Origin of the sequence: Kribbella sp. NBC_00359 (assembly GCF_036097425.1) — a bacterium.
In the GTDB taxonomy this organism is placed as follows: Bacteria; Actinomycetota; Actinomycetes; order Propionibacteriales; family Kribbellaceae; genus Kribbella.
In genome coordinates this window covers 7,984,377-8,003,583 of the sequence record NZ_CP107975.1, presented here as the reverse complement: position 1 = coordinate 8,003,583, position 19,207 = coordinate 7,984,377, and the positions used below count along the sequence as shown (strand labels likewise).

The following is a 19,207-nucleotide window of genomic DNA, read 5'->3' as shown; positions in this document are numbered from 1 at the left end:
CGAACGAGGCGACGCGAAGCGCGTGGCGGGAGGACGACCGGTCCTCGGTAGTGGCTTTCGGGTATCAGGCAACACCGGACACCCGCGGGCCTCGATCGAAGACCGGCACCCCGGAAGCTCGCGCCTCGCAGTCGTCACACTGCTAGAGAGGGGTATCCCGTGTCGGGATCCACAAGCGCGCCCATGGAGGGCGCAGATTTCGCTGAAGCCGTCATCGACAACGGCAGCTTCGGCACCCGTACCGTCCGCTTCGAGACGGGCCGTCTGGCCCAGCAGGCCGCCGGCTCCGCCGCCGCCTACCTCGACGGCGACACGATGGTGCTGTCGGCCACCACGGCCAGCAAGAAGCCCAAGGACCAGTTCGACTTCTTCCCGTTGACGGTGGACGTCGAGGAGCGGATGTACGCCGCGGGCCGGATCCCCGGCTCGTTCTTCCGCCGGGAGGGCCGCCCGTCCGAGGAGGCCATCCTGACCTGCCGGCTGATCGACCGCCCGCTGCGGCCGTCGTTCGTGTCCGGCCTGCGCAACGAGATCCAGGTCGTCATCACCGTCCTGGCGCTGAACCCGGACAAGCTGTACGACGTTCTCGCGATCAACGCCGCGTCGATGTCGACCCAGCTGGCCGGCCTGCCGTTCTCCGGCCCGATCGGCGGCGTCCGCGTCGCGCTGATCGAGGGCCAGTGGGTGGCGTTCCCGACCCACACCGAGCTCGAGGACGCGGTCTTCGACATGGTGGTGGCCGGCCGGGTGACCGAGACCGGTGACGTCGCGATCATGATGGTCGAGGCCGAGTCGACCCCGGGCACCTTCGAGAAGGTCGCCTCCGGTGTCCAGGCGCCGACCGAGGAGATCGTCGCCGAGGGTCTCGAGGCCTCGAAGGCGTTCATCAAGACCCTGGTCGAGGCCCAGGCCGACCTGGCCGCGCGGGCCGCGAAGCCGACCGGCGAGTTCCCGGTCTTTCCGGACTACGCCGACGACGCGTTCGCCGCGGTCGAGGCCGCCGCGAGCGAGGAGCTGGCGCAGGCGCTGACCATCGCCGGCAAGCACGAGCGTGAGGACGCCACCGACGCGGTCAAGGCCGCCACGGTGGACAAGCTGGCCGCCGACTTCGAGGGCCGCGAGAAGGAGCTGTCCGCGGCGTTCCGGTCGCTGACCAAGAAGCTGGTCCGGCAGCGGGTGCTGAAGGACAAGATCCGCATCGACGGCCGCGGGCTGACCGACATCCGGCCGCTCAAGGCCCAGGTGCGGGTGCTGCCGCGGGTGCACGGTTCGGCGCTGTTCGAGCGCGGCGAGACCCAGATCCTGGGTGTCACCACGCTGAACATGCTCCGGATGGAGCAGCAGCTGGACACGCTGTCCCCGGAGACCCGCAAGCGCTACATGCACAACTACAACTTCCCGCCGTACTCGACCGGTGAGACCGGCCGGGTGGGTTCGCCGAAGCGTCGCGAGATCGGTCACGGCGCACTGGCCGAGCGGGCCCTGGTGCCCGTGCTGCCGTCGCGTGAGGACTTCCCGTACGCGCTGCGTCAGGTGTCCGAGGCGCTCGGTTCGAACGGGTCGACCTCGATGGGTTCGGTGTGTGCGTCGACGCTGTCGCTGCTGTCCGCCGGTGTGCCGCTGAAGGCCCCGGTCGCCGGTATCGCGATGGGTCTCATCTCCGGTGAGGTCGACGGCGAGACGGAGTACGTCGCGCTGACCGACATCCTGGGCGCCGAGGACGCGTTCGGCGACATGGACTTCAAGGTCGCCGGTACGAAGGACTTCGTGACCGCCCTGCAGCTGGACACCAAGCTGGACGGTATCCCCGCCAGCGTGCTGGCCGGTGCGCTGACGCAGGCCAAGGACGCGCGGCTGACGATCCTGGACGTGATGGCCAAGGCCATCGACGCGCCGGGTGAGATGAGCGAGTTCGCGCCGCGGGTCATCTCGGTGAAGGTCCCGGTCGACAAGATCGGCGAGGTCATCGGCCCGAAGGGCAAGATGATCAACCAGATCACCGAGGACACCGGCGCCGACATCTCGATCGAGGACGACGGCACCGTCTACATCGGCGCGACCGACGGTCCGAGCGCCGAGGCGGCCCGGGCCGCGATCAACGCGATCGCGAACCCGACCATGCCGGAGAAGGGCGAGCGCTACCTGGGCACGGTCGTGAAGACGACCAACTTCGGTGCGTTCATCAGCCTGCTGCCGGGCAAGGACGGCCTGCTGCACATCAGCAAGCTGCGTCCGCTGGCCGGCGGCAAGCGGGTCGAGGCGGTCGAGGACGTCCTGTCGGTCGGTCAGAAGCTGCAGGTCGAGATCGCCGAGATCGACGACCGCGGCAAGCTGTCGCTGATCCCGGTGATCGAGGGTGAGGGCGACAAGAAGGCCGACGAGAAGGTGGCTGACTCCGCCGAGTGACGCGAGCCATCACCAGCATCCTGCTGAGCCCGGAGGCGGGCGGTCCGGTGAAACGGACCGTCCTGCCCTCCGGGCTTCGGGTTGTCTCCCAGTCCGTGCCGGGCTTCCGCTCGGTCACCTTCGGCGTCTGGGTCGGCGTGGGGTCCCGGGACGAACCGGACCACCTCGCCGGCGCGACGCACTTCCTCGAACACCTGTTGTTCAAGGGCACCGAGCGCCGCGACGCACTTGAGATCTCCGCCGCGATCGACGCGGTCGGCGGCGAGATGAACGCGTTCACCGGCAAGGAGTACACCTGCTACTACGCGCGGGTGCTCGACTCCGACCTGCCGCTCGCGGTCGACGTCATCTGCGACATGATCACCTCCGCCACGCTGACGGCTGCGGACGTGGAGAGTGAGCGCGACGTCATCGACGAAGAGATCGCGATGCACGCCGACGAGACGTCGGACCACATCCACGACCTCTTCGCCGAGCAGCTCTGGGGCATGTCCCCGCTGGGCCGCTCCATCACCGGTTCGCCGGAGTCCGTGGCCGGGCTGACCCGCGAGCAGGTCGTGGGCTGGTACCGGCGCCGCTACAGACCGTCCAACATCGTCGTCTCGGTCGCCGGCAACGTCGACCACGCCGACGTCGTTCGCCTGGTCCGTAAGGCTTTCGAGCGCCATTGGGTGACCACCGGGGCCGAGCCCGCGCCAGTACGGCTCCCCGCCGCCAAGCCGGTTCCGACGTACGGCGGAGTGCGCGTTCACCATCGTGATGTCGAGCAGGCGCACCTGGTGCTCGGGATGCCGGGCCTGGTGCGGAACGACGAGCGCCGGTACGTCGCCGGCGTACTGCACGGGATCGTCGGGGGCGGGATGTCGTCGCGGCTGTTCCAGGAGGTCCGGGAGAAGCGCGGCCTGGCGTACTCGGTCTTCACGTTCGGCTCGGCGTACGCCGACTCCGGCATGGTCGGCGTGTACGCCGGCTGCCTGCCGAAGAAGGCCGGCGAGGTCCTCGACGTGATCCGCGCCGAACTCGAGGTGATTGCCAACGGCAACATCACCCCGGACGAACTGCTCCGCGGGAAGGGCCAGATGCGCGGCTCGGTCGTGATGGGCCTGGAGGACGCCGGCGCGAAGATGACCCGCATCGCCAAGGCGGAACTCGTGTACGGCGAGCTCCCCACCGTCGACGACATCCTCCACCGCATCGATGCCGTCACCCTCGACGACGTCAGCCAGCTGGCCGCCGAGCTCTACGCCGGCACCCCGGCCCTGACCGTGATGGGCCCCTTCGACGAAGACACCACCGCTTTCACGCTCTGAGCACCCTCGACAGGCCCGTGCCGTGGAGGCACACTGGCCTGTGACAGCGACCTGGGGGACTCGGGGGGGAGCTGGTCATGAGTACGATTACTTCGGAGATTCAGGCACTCGGTGAGAACTTCCGTGGGGAGCTGATCCATCCGGGCGAGCCGACGTACGACGAGCATCGGAAGGTCTGGAACGGGTCGATCGACCGCAGGCCAGGGCTGATCGCCCGGTGCACCGGGGTTGCCGATATCCGGTCGGCGCTCGCGTACGCGCGTCGCACGGGTGGGCCGGTCGCGGTCCGGGGCGGCGGGCACAGTTTCCCCGGGCACTCGACGTGCGACGGTGGGATCCTGATCGATCTCGCGCCGCTGAAGGGCATCCGGGTCGATCCGGTACGACGTACCGCCCGCGCGCAGGCGGGTGTGCTGCTGGGGGAACTCGACCGCGAGACCCAGGCGTTCGGCCTGGCGACGCCGTCTGGCATCGTCACGCACACCGGGCTGGCCGGCCTCACCCTGGGCGGCGGGATCGGCTGGCTGATGCGCAAGTACGGACTGAGCATCGACAACCTGATCTCGGTCGACATGGTCACCGCCGAGGGTGAGTTGGTGATCGCGAGCGAGGACGTGAATGCCGATCTGTTCTGGGGTATCCGCGGCGGTGGCGGGAACTTCGGCATCGTGACCGAGTTCGAATTCCGGCTGCATCCGGTCGGACCGATCGTGTACGGCGGCCTGGTGGCGTGGCCGATGGAGCAGTCGCCGGAGTTCATGCGCTTCTACCGGGACTGGATCACCGACGTCCCGGACGAGCTGACCACCGCGGTGATCCATCGCTGGCTCCCGGCCCTGCCGACGATTCCGGCCGAGCTGCACGGCCGGCCGGTGGTGGCGGTCGTCGTCAGCTACGCCGGACCGGTCGAGGAAGGCGAGAAGGTGGTGGCGCCGCTCAAGGCGTTCGCACCGTCGTTGCTGGACACGTGCACCGCGACGCCGTACCTCGCCCTGCAGTCGATGTTCGATCCGAGCTTCCCGCATGGGCGGTGGTACTACATGCGCGCGTGCGACGTCGGCGAGTTGACCGACGACGTGATCGACATCGCGGCCGAGCGCGGCTTGGCGATCGATTCGCCGTACACGGCGTACCCGATCTTCCACCTCGGCGGCGCGATCTCCCGGGTGCCTGAGGACAGTACGGCGTTCGGCGGGCGATCGAGCGGTCACACGTTCAACTTCGTCGGAGCGACACTCGGACCGGAGGGGTTCGAGCAGCAACGGGAGTGGGTCCGGGACTCGTGGCGGGCGATGGAGCCGCACCAGTCCGGCGTGTACGTCAACTTCCTCACCGACGAGGGCACTGACCGCATCCGGTCCGCGTACGGCGCTTCGACGTACGACCGGTTGACGGAGCTGAAGCGGAAGTACGACCCGGGCAACCTGTTCCACCTGAACCAGAACATCCCGCCCAGCTGACGCGGAGCTACCGCTCGACAACCAACTGGGTCAGCAGTGGGGTGGCTCCTGATGGCACAGCCGGACGGGCGGTTCGCACGGCTGTTCGCCACCCACCACGAATCGGCAGACGGGCCGTCCCGGCACAGCATGCAGGGGATCGGACACTCACCGCAGTCGTCGATGTGATGAGCACAACGGCCTGAGTGCGCATTTGTGTGCACATAGCTTATTGGGTGAGATCTGACCTGACGTCTGATGACTCACGGAGGTTATGTGATTAAGGTGGGGCGGTCCTCCGTGATGGCTGGCTGGTCGTCTGAGGTCTTGGGAAAGTAACGCCTGCGTTACGCGCCGCCGTTTTGTGCCTGACAACGTTGACATGCGCAGTTTCGACCAGCCACCATGACGCTTGATCCGCCCGCCTAACGGCCCTCCCGCCGAGGAAGTTGGTTTGACTGTGCGACGTCTGACTGGGGTTGTGGGGGTGGCACTCGGTCTCGCACTGGTGCTCGCCTCTTGTGGAGATGGGAAGTCCGGCGGCAGTTCCGCCGGCGGTGCGAAGAGTGAGATCATCGCGATCGCCGCCGACCCGCTGGAGTACATCAACCCACTGAACGAGAACGGCAGTCCGGGCATCCAGGTCGCGATGGCGATGTTCGCCCCGCTGGTGACCACCGACCCGAACTCGGGCAAGCTCGAGAACGTGATGGCCGACTCGGTCACACCGGACAAGACCAGCCAGACCTGGACGATCAAGCTGAAGCCCGGCAACACCTTCCAGAACGGCCAGCCGCTGACCGCGAAGGACTACGTGGACAGCTGGAACATGACCGCCGAGGGCTCGAACGCCTGGAAGAACAACGGCTTCTTCTCCAAGGTCGAGGGGTACGAGGCGCTGAACCCGCCGACCCCGGACGGCGCCACGCCGAAGCCGACCGCGGTGAAGACGCTCAGCGGCCTGAAGCAGGTCGACGACCTGACCTTCACGGTCAAGCTCAAGGTGCCGTTCTCGCAGTTCGGCCTGACCCTGCAGTACCTCGGTCTGGCCCCGCTGCCGGAGGAGGTGCGGAAGAACCCGGACGCCTACAAGCGCAAGCCGATCGGCAACGGCCCGTACAAGCTGGCCGCCGACTGGAACGCCGGTGACGACATCAAGCTGGCCAAGTGGGACGGCTACAAGGGAGCGAACGCGCCCGAGGCGGACTCGATCACCTACCGGTTCATCCCGAACGCGGACACGGCGTACAACGAGTTCCTGGCCGGCAACGTGGACTTCACCGACGTGCCGTCGACCAAGGTGCAGAGCTTCAAGACCGACGCGCCGGACAAGTGGGTGACCAGCGTCAGCTCCGGCGCGAACTACCTGGTCTTCCCGGCCTGGGACCCGCGGTTCAAGAACCCGAAGCTGCGGCACGCGTTCTCGGAGGCGATCGACCGCAAGGCGTTCGCCGACCTGGTCGGCCTGTCCGACCCGGCCAAGGGCCTGATCGCGCCGGACATCGCCGGCTACCGCGACAACGCCTGCAAGTACTGCGACTTCGACGCCGCCAAGGCCAAGTCGTTGCTGCAGGAGGCCGGCGGTTTCTCCGGCCCGCTGAACATCAACTACAACACCACGTCCGCCACCGGCCAGATCTTCGCCGAGGCGATCGGCAACATGCTCCGGCAGAACCTCGGCCTGCAGGTGAAGTACACCGGCAAGCAGGGTTCGGAGATCACCGAGCTGGCCGACTCCCGCAAGCTGGACGGCCTGCGGTTCGGCGGCTGGGGACACGACTACCCGTCGATCGAGGACTACCTGACCCCGATGTTCAAGTCCAACGGTGACGCGAACTTCGCCGGCTACAACAACCCGGCGCTGGACGCCGTGCTGGCCAAGGGCGACGCCGAGCCGGACCAGGACAAGGCGATCAAGCTCTACCAGCAGGCCGAGGACATCGCGCTCGAGGACATGCCGCTGATCCCGCTGTACACCAAGTCGAACGCCTATCTGCACTCGGACAAGATCGAGCCTCGGGTGTCGAAGTACGTCGGGGTGTCGGCGCTCTACGCGACGTTCAAGTGATCCGGTTCGTCCTGCGCCGCGGGCTGGCGGCCGTCCCGATCGGGCTGATCGTCACGCTGGGGGTCTTCGCGCTCGTCTTCGCGATGCCCGGAGACCCCCTGCGGGAACTGGCCGGCGACAAGCCGATCCCGGCGGCCGTGCTGGCGGCCAAGCGGGCCCAGTTCCACCTCGACGATCCCTTCATCATCCAGTACCTGCTGAGCATGAAGGACATCCTCACCGGCCACTTCGGTACGACGTTCGCGGGCGCGGACATCGCCGACCAGCTCCGGCTGCGGATCCCGGTCACGCTGAAGCTGACGCTGCTGGCGAACGCGTTCCAGTGGACACTGGGGCTGTTCTTCGGCGTCTACGCCGGCTTCAAGCGCAACGGGCTGATCGACAAGTCGTTGCTGCTGGCAACGTTGGTGCTGCTCGCGGTGCCCGGGCTGGTGGCGTACTTCGCCGCGCAGTACCTGTTCGGCGTCGAGCTGAAGTGGTTCCCGGTCTCCGGTGTGCTGGAAGGGTTCCCGCGCTCGTACCTGTTGCCCGCGCTGGTGATCGGCGTGCTCGGGTTCGCCGGTCTCGCCCGGCTGATGCGGACGTCGATCGTGGAGACGGTGAACGCGGACTTCGTGAAGACCGCGCGGGCGAAGGGACTGGGGGAGCAGCGGGTGCTGTGGTCACACATCCTGCCGAACGCGCTGCTCCCGGTGGTGACCTTCATCGGGATCGACCTGGCCGGCATGTTCGGCGGCGCGATCATCACCGAGAGCATCTTCAACCTGCCCGGGCTCGGTCAGTTCATGTTCCAGGCGATCAAGCTGAAGGAGGGTGGCGTCGTGGTGCTGCTGTCGACCCTCGCCTTCATCTCGTTCATCGTGATCAACCTGCTGGTCGACGTGCTGTACGGCGTCCTGGACCCGAGGGTGCGCAATGTCTGAGATCCAGGCGGTTGTCGGCGCCGAGGCACAGGAGCTCGGCGACGGCCGCACGCTGTCGAACCGGGAACTGCTGCGGGCGCTGCTGCGCAAGCCGCAGTTCGTCGTCTGCAGCCTGCTCCTGCTGTTGTTCTTCCTGATGGCGGCGGTGCCGAAGCTCTTCACCCCCGTCGATCCGCGGTTCTGCGAGCTGACCAAGAGCCGGCAGGGCCGGAGCCCGGGACACCTGTTCGGTTTCGACATCCAGGGCTGCGACTACTTCGCCAACGTGATCTACGGCGCCCGTCCGTCGGTCCTGGTCAGCATCTGCGCGAGTTTCGGGGTGTTCATCCTGGCCGGCTCGTTCGGGTTGCTGGCCGGGTACTTCCCGGGCTTCGTCGACGCGCTGATCTCGCGGACCGCCGACGTACTGTTCGCGGTGCCGGGCATCGTGGTGCTGATCGTGATTCTGAACTCGGTACCGAACCGCAGCATCTGGATCATCGTCGGCGTGATCCTGCTGATCGGCTGGCCGGGCGGGATGCGGCTGATGCGGGCCACGGTGTTCTCGGTCCGCAACCGCGAGTACGTGCTGGCGGCCCGGTCGATCGGCGTACCGCCGGTGCGGATCCTGCGCAAGCACGTGTTCCCGAACGCGATGGCGCCGCTGCTGGCGATGACCACGCTCGGCATCGGCGGCATGGTCGGCCTCGAGGCCGCGCTGACGTTCCTCGGGGTCGGGCTGCAACCGCCGTCGATCTCGTGGGGTTCGCAGTTCGGCGTCGCGGCGTCGTACCGGGACACTCCGCACCTGTTCATCTGGCCGGCGTTGTTCATCTCGACGATGACGATCTCGTTCATGATCATCGGCGACTCGATCCGCGACGCCCTCGACCCGAAGTTGCTCCGATGACTGTGCACATTCCTCGCCTCCGGCTCGGTGGGTCATCGGGCTTTGTCTCCCGGTCTTCCCTCGTCGCTCCGGTCGCTTCGCTCCCTGCACTCCTCAGTCCAGACCGGGAGGCCCGATGACAAGACATGGTGAAGTGCTGCTGAAGGTCGAGGACCTCAGCGTCGAGTTCGAGACCCCGCGCGGGCCGGTGCGTGCGGTCGACGGGGTGTCCTGGCAGGTCCGCGCCGGCGAGACGCTGGCGATCCTGGGGGAGTCCGGGTCGGGGAAGAGCGTGTCGACCCAGGCGCTGACCGGGATCCTCGAGATGCCGCCGGGCCGGATCGTCTCCGGTACGGCGGAGTACCGCGGCGTGGACCTGATCGGGATGACCGTGAAGGAACGGCGCAAGATCGTCGGCGACCGGATCACGATGGTGTTCCAGGACTCGCTGTCGGCGCTGAACCCGGTCCAGTCGGTCGGCACCCAGATCGCCGAGTGCTACCGCGTGCACCGCGGCATGTCGAAGAAGGCCGCGCTCAGGCAGGCCGCGGACATGCTCGACCAGGTCCGCATCCCGGCCGCGGCGAAGCGGGTGCGCGACTACCCGCACGAGTTCTCCGGCGGCATGCGGCAGCGGGTGATGCTCGCGATGGCGCTCGCGCTCGATCCCGACGTACTGATCGCGGACGAGCCGACCACGGCCCTCGACGTCACCGTCCAGGCACAGATCCTGGAGCTGATCGCGGAACTGCAGGCCGAACGCGAGATGGGCGTCGTCCTGATCACCCACGACCTCGGCGTGGTGTCGGACGTCGCCGACAACGTGGTGGTGATGTACGCCGGGCATGTCGTCGAGCGAGCGTCCACTGCGGAGGCCCTGGAGTACCCCGTTCATCCTTATACGGAAGGGCTTCTGGGCTCGATGCCGTCGGCGGACCTGAAAGGCCAGGAGCTGCCGACCATCCCCGGTACGCCGCCGTCGTTGCGGGCGATCCCGTCCGGCTGCGCGTTCCGGCCCCGGTGCCCGCACGCGATCGACGACTGCGCGCGTGAGGTGCCCCCGCTGCTCACCGTCGCACCTGGCCGGGATGCCGCGTGCATCCGCCGTACGTCGATCGCGGAACGGGAGGCGGTGTGATGGCCGACGAGTTGCTGGTGGCAACCGACCTGGTGAAGCACTACGACATCAGCCCGGCGCTGAGCTTCGGGACCAAGACACTGGTCCGTGCGGTCGACGGCGTCGACCTGACGCTCCGCCGGGGCGAGTCGCTCGGCATCGTCGGCGAGTCGGGCTGCGGGAAGTCCACGCTGGTCCGGCTGCTCGCCGCCCTGGAGAAGCCGACGTCGGGACAGCTCTTCTACGGCGGGGTCGACGTCAGCAAGCTGAGGGCGCGCGATCTGCGGCGCTGGCGGCGCAACGTGCAGGTGGTGTTCCAGGACCCGTACTCGAGCCTGAACCCCCGGATGCGGGTCGGCGAGATCGTGGCCGAGCCGCTGGAGGTCCACCCGGACGTCGCGAAGAGTGTCGACGTCCGGTCCCGGGTGCGTGAACTGCTCGAACTGGTCGGGCTGCGGGCCGAGGACGAGACCAAGTTCCCGCACCAGTTCTCCGGCGGCCAGCGGCAGCGGATCGGGATCGCCCGGGCGATCGCGCTGAACCCCGACGTACTGCTCTGCGACGAGCCGGTGTCCGCGCTGGACCTGTCCGTCCAGGCGCAGGTGGTGAACCTGTTGATGCGCCTGCAGCGTGAGCTTGGTCTCAGCATCATCTTCGTCGCCCACGACCTCTCCGTGGTCCGGCACGTCTCGGACCGGGTCGCGGTGATGTACCTGGGCAAGGTCGCCGAGCTGGGCGAGCACCAGCAGGTGTACGACGTACCAGCGCATCCGTACACGCAGGCGCTACTGTCCGCCGAGCCCGGTCTGGCCCGGCAGGGCAGGAGGCGGATCGTGCTGGCCGGTGACCCGCCGTCTCCGGTGATGCCGCCGTCTGGCTGCCGGTTCCACACCCGCTGTCTGCGCGCGGATTCCCGCTGCAGCAGCGAGGAACCGCAGCTCCGCGAGATCCCCTCCGGCCAGACCGTCTCCTGCCATTTCGCCGAAGATGCCCAGACCGCCTACGCCCCGGCCCAAGGGGTATCTGTGGAGTGATGGCCTAGGGTGGCGGCCGTGAGCGCACTACCGATGACCCCGAAGAGCAGGCAGTTCGCGCTGCTGGCCGGGGTCATCGTGGTTGCCGGCGGGCTCGCGGGGTGGTGGATCCTGACCGCGGGCCGGGCCGCCAACGAAGGCTTCGACATCACCGACGAGGGCTACTACCTGCTGTCCTACCGGTGGTGGAACAGCAATCCGCTGGCGCTGACCGGAGTGCAGTACCTGTACGGCCCGGTCTTCGAGTGGCTCGGGTACGACATCGTCCGGTTGCGGCTGTTCCGGCTGCTGACCGTGGTCGTCGTCCACCTGATCTTCGGGTACAGCTTCATGCGCTGGTTGCGCGGCCGGCGGCCGGGCGCGGCGCCGACGAGGCTGTGGGAGCTGGCCGGTATGGCGGTCATTCTGGCCGCGGGCGGCATGTGTTACAGCTGGCTGCCGCAGTCGCCCGGCTACAACGATGTGGTCCTGCTCGGTGCGCTGACGCTGGTCTCGTGCGTGTTGTGGATCGCGACGGCGGTCGATCGCGGGCGCACCGTGCCGTTCTGGGTGCTGCTCGTGGCCGGTCTCGTTATCGGAGCGATGGTGCTGGCGAAGTGGACCTCGGTGGTGGTGATCGGGCTGATCGTGGTCGCCGCCCTGATCGTCCTGGCCGGCCAGGGCTTGCGGGCCGTTGCCCGCGGTGTCGGTCTCGCGCTGGCCGGTCTCGCGGTGGCGGCGCTCGTGGTGCAGTTGTTCGTGGTCCGGCTGAACGTCGCGGTGCCGGGGATCATGGCCGTGAACAGGTTCATCGCGGACACGTCGTACTCGCCGGCCGCCCTGTTGCACGTCTACTGGTCGACCGGTCTCAACCTGCTCGGACGGACACTCCGCGACCACGGGATCCTGCTGGTCGCGGCCGCCGTCGCGGTGATCGCCCGATGGCGTTGGCTGCGCATCGTCGCCGGGGTCCTCGTGCTCGTTGCGTTCGCTCTGTCGGTACGCCGGGTGGTCGCCGATGGTGCCGCGGTGGGTGGGTCCGGGCACACGTCGCGGTACACGGTGACGCTCCTGGCCGCCGTACTCGTCGCGCTGGTGACGGCCGTGGCCGCTGTGGTCGCCGGTCGGCTCCGGCTGACGGATCGGTCTGTGCTGAGCCGCGAGAACGCGCGGGGATGGGTTGTCCTCGGGCTGCTGGTCGTGCTGCCGCTGGTGCAGGCGTTCGGGACGAACAACCCGCTCTACACGATCGGCTTCAACGCGTTCGCCGCCTGGGCCGCAGTGATGATCGCGGTGGTGACCGGGATCTGGGCGGCGCCGATCGTCGCGCGGGCGACCGTGGGGATCGTGGCCGTTGCGTCGCTGGTGGCGGTGGCGTCCATCGCCTACACCGGCCTGTTCCAGTACCCCTATCGGTCGGTCGGGCACACACAGCTGACCTCGGCGGCGTCCCTGCCGGCGTTGAAGGGCCTCTACGTCGAGCCGCTGGCCGAGCGGAACTACTCCAAGCTGGCGACCGAACTCCGGGCGTATCTCCAGCCGGCCGGTCGGCCGATCCTGGCGTTCGACAAGATGGCCGGGATCGTCCTGATGCTGCAGGGGAAGCCGGTCGGCGAGGCCTGGGTCGCGCCGAAGGAACGGTCCAGGACCGCGGCCGGGATCGAGGAGGTCTGCCGGAACGGCCCGCCCTGGGGCGCGAGCCGCCCGCCGATCATCATCCTCAACCGTCCCATCTCCGACGTCGAGGTCACCGCCCTGCGCGCCTGCGGGCTGGACTTCCAGGCCGACTACGCGTTGCTCGCGCCGGCGAAGGACACGATCAAGCTGCAGGTCTACGTCCCGCGCGCCGAGCGAGCCGCGCAGAAACCCTGACCCACCGGCACCCTGACCGGAACGCGGAGGACCGGATGAGATCCTGGTGCCCTCGATTCCAACCGGAAGGGTGCGCATGATCAAGGTCGGTGTGCTGGGAGCCAAGGGCAGGATGGGCGCTCAGACGTGCCTCGCGGTCGAGGAGGCCGACGACTGCGAGCTGGTCGCCCGGCTCGACCAGGGCGACGAGCTCGAGGAGCTGACCAAAGCCGGTGCGCAGGTGGTGGTCGACTTCACCCGGCCCGAGGTCGTGATGGACAACCTGGCCTGGTGCATCGAGCACGGCATCCACGCGGTCGTCGGGACCACCGGGTTCGACGACGAACGGCTGGCCACGCTGCGCTCGCAACTCGACGCCAGCCCGGGCACCGGCGTACTGATCGCGCCGAACTTCTCGATCGGCGCGGTCCTGATGATGCAGTTCGCCGCTAAGGCCGCCCGGTACTACGAGTCCGTCGAGATCGTCGAGTTGCACCACCCGGACAAGGTGGACGCTCCGTCCGGGACGGCACGCCGTACGGCGGAACTGATCGCCGCCGCCCGCCGGGACGCCGGGGCCGGACCGATCCCCGACGCGACCACGACGGCGCTGGATGGCGCTCGGGGAGCGGATGTCGACGGGATCCGGGTGCACGGGGTCAGGCTGCGCGGCCTGGTCGCGCACCAGGAGGTCCTGTTCGGTGACGAGGGGGAGACGCTGACGATCCGGCACGACTCGATGGCCCGGGTCTCGTTCATGGCTGGCGTCCTCCTAGGCGTCCGGCGGATCGTCGGCACGCCTGGGCTGACCGTCGGCCTCGAGCACTTCATGGATCTAGCCTGAGATGAGCGCGAAGCGTGCGGCGATCGTGATCGCGGTGGTGTTCGTCGCGTACGCCGTACTGCTCGGCTGGCGTGGTGTGTTGTTGATCGGGACCGGCGACCCGGTGGCGATCGGGCTCGGGATCGCGGTCCTGGTGATCCCGCTGCTCGGGATCTACCTGGTCTGGCGCGAACTGCAGTTCGGCCGCCGGACCGAGGCCCTCGCCGGCGAACTCGAGGCGGACGGTGGCCTGCCGATCGACGATCTGCCGCGCCGGCCGTCCGGACGGATCGACCGAGCCGCCGCGGACGCCGCATTCCTCAAGTACAAGGACGAGGCGGAAGCGGCGCCCGACGATTGGCGGGTGTGGTTCCGCCTGTCCACTGCATACGACGCCGCGGGCGACCGGAAGCGGGCCCGCGCGACGATGCGGACAGCGATCGCTCACCACGACCAGACGGTGGACTGAAGGCCGTTAGTTACCTGGGAGTTCGCTGTGAACGACATGGCGGTAACTGACAACCAGGTGTGAAACGGGATACTTTCAAGACGTGCGTGGCAACCGCCACGTGCAGGTCGGAGACTGGGTGGAGCCGTCCTGTGCCATCAGACGGGTCTGGCCGCGCTTCGGACGACGTGCAGGGGGCAGGATTCGGCGGCCTGCTGCGCCGGCATCGGCGTGAGGCCGGGCTGTCGCAGGAGGGTCTGGCGGAGCTGGCCGGCTTGAGTGTCGATGCGATCGCGGCCTTGGAGCGGGGACGTCGGCGAGCGCCGCGAGCACACACGCTGCGCCTGCTTGCGGACGCTCTCCGGCTGGAGGATCCGGACCGGTCACAGCTCACCGCGTCCGCGCGCCGGGAGACCGAGACCAGTCGGCCGCCGATGCGCCAGCCGCCCGCCCCGCCGAACCAGCTGATCGGCCGCACCACCGAGCTCACCGCCACCAGACGCTTGCTGGGCCAGCGCATCACCCGCTTGCTGACCCTCACCGGGCCGGGCGGCGTGGGGAAGACCCGCTTGACCATGGCGGTGGCCAACGAACTCACCGACAGCTTCCAGGACGGCGTCTGCTGGGTGCCACTCGCCGCGCTGAGCGACCCGGCCGCCGTCGTACCGGCCGTCGCGGCCTCCACCGGCCTGCATCTGGTGGAGAGCACCCGGCTGGTCGAGGAGATCGCCGAACAGATCGGCCGCAGTCACATGCTGCTGGTCTTCGACAACTGCTCGCATGTCGTCGCGACCGTCGGCCAGATCTGCGCCGCCCTCTTGGAGTACTGCCCGAACCTGTCGATCCTCGCGTCCAGCCGCGAGCTCCTGCGTGTCCCCGGCGAGAGCGTGTACGTCGTCCCTGCGCTGGCCCTGCCACACGACGAGGATCAGCTGGAGTCGTCGGCCGCGGTCCGGTTGTTCGTGGAGCGCGCGATTGCCCGCGGCTACGATCCGGCCGGGCAGATCGACCAGGTCGCGCGCGTGGTCCGGCGGCTCGAGGGCATGCCGCTCGCGATCGAGCTGGCCGCGGCGCGGACCAACGTGATGACCATCGAGGAGCTGGCGAGCGAGCTGGAGACGTCGTTCGGCATCCTGGCCGGCGGCTCGCGGACGGCGTCACCGCGCCAGCAGTCCATGTACGGCGCGATCGAGTGGAGCCATGACCTGCTCACTCCGGCGGAGCGGGACGTGTTCGCGCAGCTGTCGGTGTTCGTCGGCGGTTGGACGCTGAACGCGGCCGCGACCGTCATGTCGGGGAAGGCTTCACCAGGGCCGTTGGAGCGGGCCGAGGCGCTCGACCTCACCGGGCGGCTGGTGGACAAGTCGCTGATCCGGGTGACGCGGCGGCGCGGCATGGCGCGGTACTACATGCTCGCGGTGATTCGTGAGTTCGCCGCCGACCGGTTGGCGGGGGCCGGCTGGACGGAGGAGGCGGCCCGGCGGCACGCGCAGTACTACATCAGCTTCGCCGAGGAGGCCGAAGGTCACCTGCGTGGTCCGAACCAGGCCGACTGGCTCGAGCGGCTGGACGACGAGCTGGACAACCTTCGCTCCGCCATGGCGTGGGCCTTGCGGACGCATTCGCTCAGCGAGGCGCTGCGGTTGTCCGGCGGCCTGTGGCTCTTCTGCTACCTGCGTGGGCACTATGCCGAGGGCAGCCAGTGGCTGGAACGTTCGCTGGCTCTCGCCGACTCGGTGCCGGCCAAAGAGCTGGGCGGTCTGGCTCCCGCCTGCGCAAAGGCGAATCTGGGCGCGGGCATGCTGGCGTTCCTGCAGTGCGAGTACGACGCCGCGACCGTCCGGCTGGAGACCGCCCTGAGGCAGTACAAGGAGCAGGAAGACACAGCCGGTACGGCGCTCGTCCTGCAGCGGCTCGGGGGAGTCGCCCGGGAGCGCGGCGACTACTCGGCCGCGGAGGACCTGCATTGCGAGAGTTTCGACCTCTACGAGAGTCTCGGCGACCGGTCCGGGATGGCCTGGGCGCACAACCACCTGGGGTTCGTGGCCTGGTTGCGCGGCGACCTCGAAGTGGGTGCGCGGCGGTGCCAGCGTGCACGGGACAGCTTCCGGGTGATCGGTGACGGCGAGGGGCTGGCCTGGTCGCTGATCAGCCTCGGCGCGATCGCGCAGTACAGCGGTGAGCTGGTCGAGGCCGAGGACCTGCTGCAGGAGAGTCTGGCGTTGTCCCAGCGGCTCGGGTACCGCGAGGGTGTCGCCTGGTCGCTCAACCAGCTGGGCATCGTGGAACGCCGTCGCGGCCTGACGGAGCGCGCCGTACATCTGCTGGACGAGAGCCTGGCCGAGCATCGCGATCTGGGTGATCGGTGGCGGTCGGCCAGTGTGCTCGAGGAGCTCGCGGCGGTCGCCCAGCAACGCGGCCGCAGCGACTACGCCGCGTTCCTGCTGGGAGCCGCGGATGGTGTCCGCGAGGTCATCGGCGCACCGGTGCCGGAGATCGAGAAGCCGGACTACCAAGCGACTCGGGCCGCGATCGAGGGGTCCCTGGACCGGCGGGCCTTCCGGACCGCCTGGTCGGCCGGGCGTGCGGCCCCACTGGCCGCGGTCGCCGACGGCTACCCGCCACCGGCCTCGAGCCACAACCCGAATCACACCGGCCGGCTCTGACGCCGGGCAGAACAAAACCGATCAGCAGTCCACCAGGGCTGCTGATCGGCGTAGGTCGGGTCTGGTGATCGAGCCCCTCGACCTTGTGCCTCGCGGAGCACCACGACCTGGGGGATCGACGGCACCCCGCGAGGGTTTTGGGAGCGCGGGCGAATAACGCCGTGTGCGTGGCCCGGCCGGCTGTGTCTCTGTCTGACCCCCCAGGCAGTCCCCCCACCTCACAGCCGGCCGAAGCCACGTCGGCGATGGACACCTGCCGTCGAGCCCTCCCGGTCGACGCCTGGTCCTCCGCGCTGACTCAAGGTTGTCGAAATCACGCTCTGTCGCACAGGGACGTTACCCTGACATCGCCCTGACAAATTTGTCCTGACAACGAAAGCGTGGTCCGGATTTCGCCGACGGTGATCATGATCTGTCCGAGCGTAGGGAATTCGGACAGAAATTGACGGCCCTTTCCGTCCGTGGCGGACAATCCTTTCCTGCGATTCAAACGGTCGCTCGGATCAGTGCAGATATCCCGAGACGGCTTTGGTGAGTCCCGCGATCCGGCGCAGTGGTGCGCTCCCGGCGTACCCCTGCTCGCCGCTCTCCTCGAGTTCCGGGGCCGGCGCCGACGGGGCGGGGATGCCCTCGCCGGCGCAGCTGACGTCCTTGGCCGGCGCCTTCCCGGTGGTGAGGAAGGCGTTGACGATCTTGTCCGCGCACTTGTTCACGCCGCCGTACACGCCGTGGTCGCCTTCGCGGGTGACGGTGAGCAGGCGCGAACCGGCGTACCTGTTGTGGGCGGCGACGGCGAGGGAGTAGTTGGTCGCCGGATCGTGCACCGACTGCACCATCAGCGTTGTAGGCAAGCCTTTGCCGGTCGGCGTGGGCATGGTCAGGTTGGGGCGATCCCAGTAGAAGCACGGGTTCTCGGTCATGGTCCAGCCGAGCAGTGGGTTCTTCGGCCCGAGGCGACCGGCCAACTGCCGGCCGTACTCGCGGCCCTGCGGCCAGGGCGTGTCGTTGCAGGTGATCGCCGTGAAGGTCGCGCTCTCGGCGTCGTCCCCGATCATCCGTCCCAGTGGAGGGAGCCCGACGACGCCGCGGTTGGCGCGCTGGACCAGTTCGTGCTGCCGGGCGGGCGACAATGCGTCCACCTGACGTTGCGCGGCCCGGGGTCCGCCCTTTGTCTGAGCCGCGGAAAGGTCGCGGAGAAATGCCAGGTCGATCGCCAGCGAATAGAAGTCGAGTTTTGTATACAAATCCCCGGAAATGATCGAGTCCAGGGTGTTCTGGTCGTAGCCGACCTTGACCGAGCCGTCCAAGAACTCCTCGACAGCCGGTTGCTTCTTCAGTGCCGCGCGTAACCGCTCGTAGGTCCGGATGACCGCGCCGGGTGAGGTGCCGAGGTGCAGCTCGCCGTCGTACTTCGCCGCCCAGGTCGCGAAGTCCGCGCGGAACCGGCGCTCGAACGCCGGCGGCTGCGCGACGAAGGTGTTGATCCAGGGCTGCGTGAAGTCGGTGTTCGAGTCCAGCACGAAGCGTCCGACGTGCTCGGGGAAGTAGGTCTGGTAGTACGCCCCGAGCCAGGTGCCGCCGGAGTACCCGAGGTAGTCGATCGTGTCGAAGCCGAGCAGTTGCCGGATCAGATCCATGTCCTGGACGGTCTGCGCGGTGGTTACGTACGGGAGCAGGCCGCGCGACTGGCGGTCGCAGTACGGCTGCGTCATCGCCGACGCCTCGGCGATCAGGTCGAGGTTCCACGGATCCCGGTCGCGCGCGTCCATCGAGTAGCCGGGTGCGCCCTCGCAGGTCACGTCGGTGCTGTCACCGGTGCCGCGCGGGTCGAACCCGACCGCGAGGTGATCCTTCGCGAGCGGTGCCTGGCTCGCCAGGTACGGCGCCATCCCGAGGCCGGCGCCACCCGGGCCGCCAGGGTTCCCGAAGATGACCCGGCTCGGTTTGCCCTTGGCCGGTGCGACCTTGCTGACCGCGATCTGGATGTCGTTGCCGGAGTACTGGTTCGTCCAGTCGCGCGGTGCGGTGATCTTGGCGCAGTACGTGCGCAGCTCTTTGTCGCCGCACTGGGTCCACACGGGTCTCTGCTTCAGGTACTTGTTGGCCACCGGATGCGCCCGGTCGACCACCGTCGCCGTTTGCATCGAGGCGGTCGCCCCAGACCCCGGTACGACGAGAACAACAGCAGCGGACAGCCCCAGACTCACGGCCAGGGTGAGGTACTTCATGCAGACTCCAGCGGATGGCCTTTGCGTAATCGGACCGTCGCAATCTG

The 19,207-nt window shown here is 68.4% G+C and carries 13 protein-coding genes; 12 read left to right on the top strand and 1 reads right to left on the bottom strand.

From position 1 onward, the window contains the following. Window positions 1–183: 183 nt before the first annotated feature. The 12 genes from OG876_RS38835 to OG876_RS38780 all read left to right on the top strand — a co-directional run bounded on the left by OG876_RS38835 (window position 184) and on the right by OG876_RS38780 (window position 16,932). On the top strand, window positions 184–2,406 hold the full coding sequence (locus tag OG876_RS38835) for a polyribonucleotide nucleotidyltransferase (protein WP_328521717.1): 2,223 nt from the start codon (window positions 184–186) through the stop codon (window positions 2,404–2,406). Then, a complete protein-coding gene (locus tag OG876_RS38830; RefSeq protein WP_328521716.1) occupies window positions 2,403–3,716 on the top strand; it encodes a M16 family metallopeptidase in 1,314 nt (437 codons plus the stop codon). Before OG876_RS38835 ends, OG876_RS38830 begins: the two co-directional genes overlap by 4 nt. Window positions 3,717–3,793: 77 nt before the next feature. Beyond that, window positions 3,794–5,176: an FAD-binding oxidoreductase gene (locus OG876_RS38825; RefSeq protein WP_328521715.1), complete on the top strand. Its 1,383-nt coding sequence runs from the start codon at window positions 3,794–3,796 to the stop codon at window positions 5,174–5,176. A 466-nt stretch (window positions 5,177–5,642) separates the two neighbouring features. Then, window positions 5,643–7,223 carry a peptide ABC transporter substrate-binding protein gene (locus OG876_RS38820; protein WP_328521714.1) on the top strand — a complete coding sequence of 527 codons (1,581 nt, stop codon included), beginning with the start codon at window positions 5,643–5,645 and terminating at the stop codon, window positions 7,221–7,223. After that, window positions 7,220–8,146 (top strand): ABC transporter permease, encoded by a 927-nt coding sequence (locus tag OG876_RS38815; RefSeq protein ID WP_328521713.1) that lies wholly within the window; start codon window positions 7,220–7,222, stop codon window positions 8,144–8,146. The genes OG876_RS38820 and OG876_RS38815 overlap by 4 nt, the downstream gene beginning before the upstream one ends. Further along, the gene (locus OG876_RS38810) at window positions 8,139–9,035 is read left to right on the top strand and encodes an ABC transporter permease (protein ID WP_328521712.1); all 897 of its coding nucleotides are present in this window, start codon (window positions 8,139–8,141) and stop codon (window positions 9,033–9,035) included. Before OG876_RS38815 ends, OG876_RS38810 begins: the two co-directional genes overlap by 8 nt. Window positions 9,036–9,150: 115 nt before the next feature. Then, complete coding sequence (locus OG876_RS38805; protein ID WP_328521711.1) at window positions 9,151–10,152, top strand: ABC transporter ATP-binding protein; 1,002 nt, start codon at window positions 9,151–9,153, stop codon at window positions 10,150–10,152. Then, window positions 10,152–11,165, top strand: a complete 1,014-nt coding sequence (locus OG876_RS38800) for an ABC transporter ATP-binding protein (protein ID WP_328521710.1) — start codon at window positions 10,152–10,154, stop codon at window positions 11,163–11,165. The genes OG876_RS38805 and OG876_RS38800 overlap by 1 nt, the downstream gene beginning before the upstream one ends. Window positions 11,166–11,183: 18 nt before the next feature. Continuing rightward, entirely contained in the window at window positions 11,184–13,016 is a 1,833-nt protein-coding gene (locus OG876_RS38795; RefSeq protein WP_328521709.1) for a hypothetical protein, read from the top strand. Window positions 13,017–13,092: 76 nt separating this feature from the next. Next, window positions 13,093–13,839: a 4-hydroxy-tetrahydrodipicolinate reductase gene (gene dapB / locus OG876_RS38790; protein WP_328521708.1), complete on the top strand. Its 747-nt coding sequence runs from the start codon at window positions 13,093–13,095 to the stop codon at window positions 13,837–13,839. Between the two features lies 1 nt (window position 13,840). Continuing rightward, window positions 13,841–14,287 carry a hypothetical protein gene (locus OG876_RS38785; protein WP_328521707.1) on the top strand — a complete coding sequence of 149 codons (447 nt, stop codon included), beginning with the start codon at window positions 13,841–13,843 and terminating at the stop codon, window positions 14,285–14,287. Window positions 14,288–14,418: 131 nt separating this feature from the next. Next, window positions 14,419–16,932: an ATP-binding protein gene (locus OG876_RS38780; protein ID WP_328521706.1), complete on the top strand. Its 2,514-nt coding sequence runs from the start codon at window positions 14,419–14,421 to the stop codon at window positions 16,930–16,932. A 503-nt stretch (window positions 16,933–17,435) separates the two neighbouring features. On the opposite strand, the gene OG876_RS38775 is transcribed toward OG876_RS38780, so the two are convergent. Further along, window positions 17,436–19,160, bottom strand: a complete 1,725-nt coding sequence (locus tag OG876_RS38775; protein ID WP_328521705.1) for an alpha/beta hydrolase — start codon at window positions 19,158–19,160, stop codon at window positions 17,436–17,438. Between the last annotated feature and the right edge of the window lie 47 nt (window positions 19,161–19,207).

Excerpts from the sequence above, each read along its gene's own strand:
- OG876_RS38835 (WP_328521717.1), top strand. The coding sequence starts at position 184 with ATGGAGGGCGCAGATTTCGCTGAAGCCGTCATCGACAACGGCAGCTTC.
- OG876_RS38825 (WP_328521715.1), top strand. The coding sequence starts at position 3,794 with ATGAGTACGATTACTTCGGAGATTCAGGCACTCGGTGAGAACTTCCGT.
- OG876_RS38810 (WP_328521712.1), top strand. The coding sequence starts at position 8,139 with ATGTCTGAGATCCAGGCGGTTGTCGGCGCCGAGGCACAGGAGCTCGGC.
- OG876_RS38805 (WP_328521711.1), top strand. The coding sequence starts at position 9,151 with ATGACAAGACATGGTGAAGTGCTGCTGAAGGTCGAGGACCTCAGCGTC.
- OG876_RS38800 (WP_328521710.1), top strand. The coding sequence starts at position 10,152 with ATGGCCGACGAGTTGCTGGTGGCAACCGACCTGGTGAAGCACTACGAC.
- dapB (WP_328521708.1), top strand. The coding sequence starts at position 13,093 with ATGATCAAGGTCGGTGTGCTGGGAGCCAAGGGCAGGATGGGCGCTCAG.
- OG876_RS38785 (WP_328521707.1), top strand. The coding sequence starts at position 13,841 with ATGAGCGCGAAGCGTGCGGCGATCGTGATCGCGGTGGTGTTCGTCGCG.
- OG876_RS38775 (WP_328521705.1), bottom strand. The coding sequence starts at position 19,160 with ATGAAGTACCTCACCCTGGCCGTGAGTCTGGGGCTGTCCGCTGCTGTT.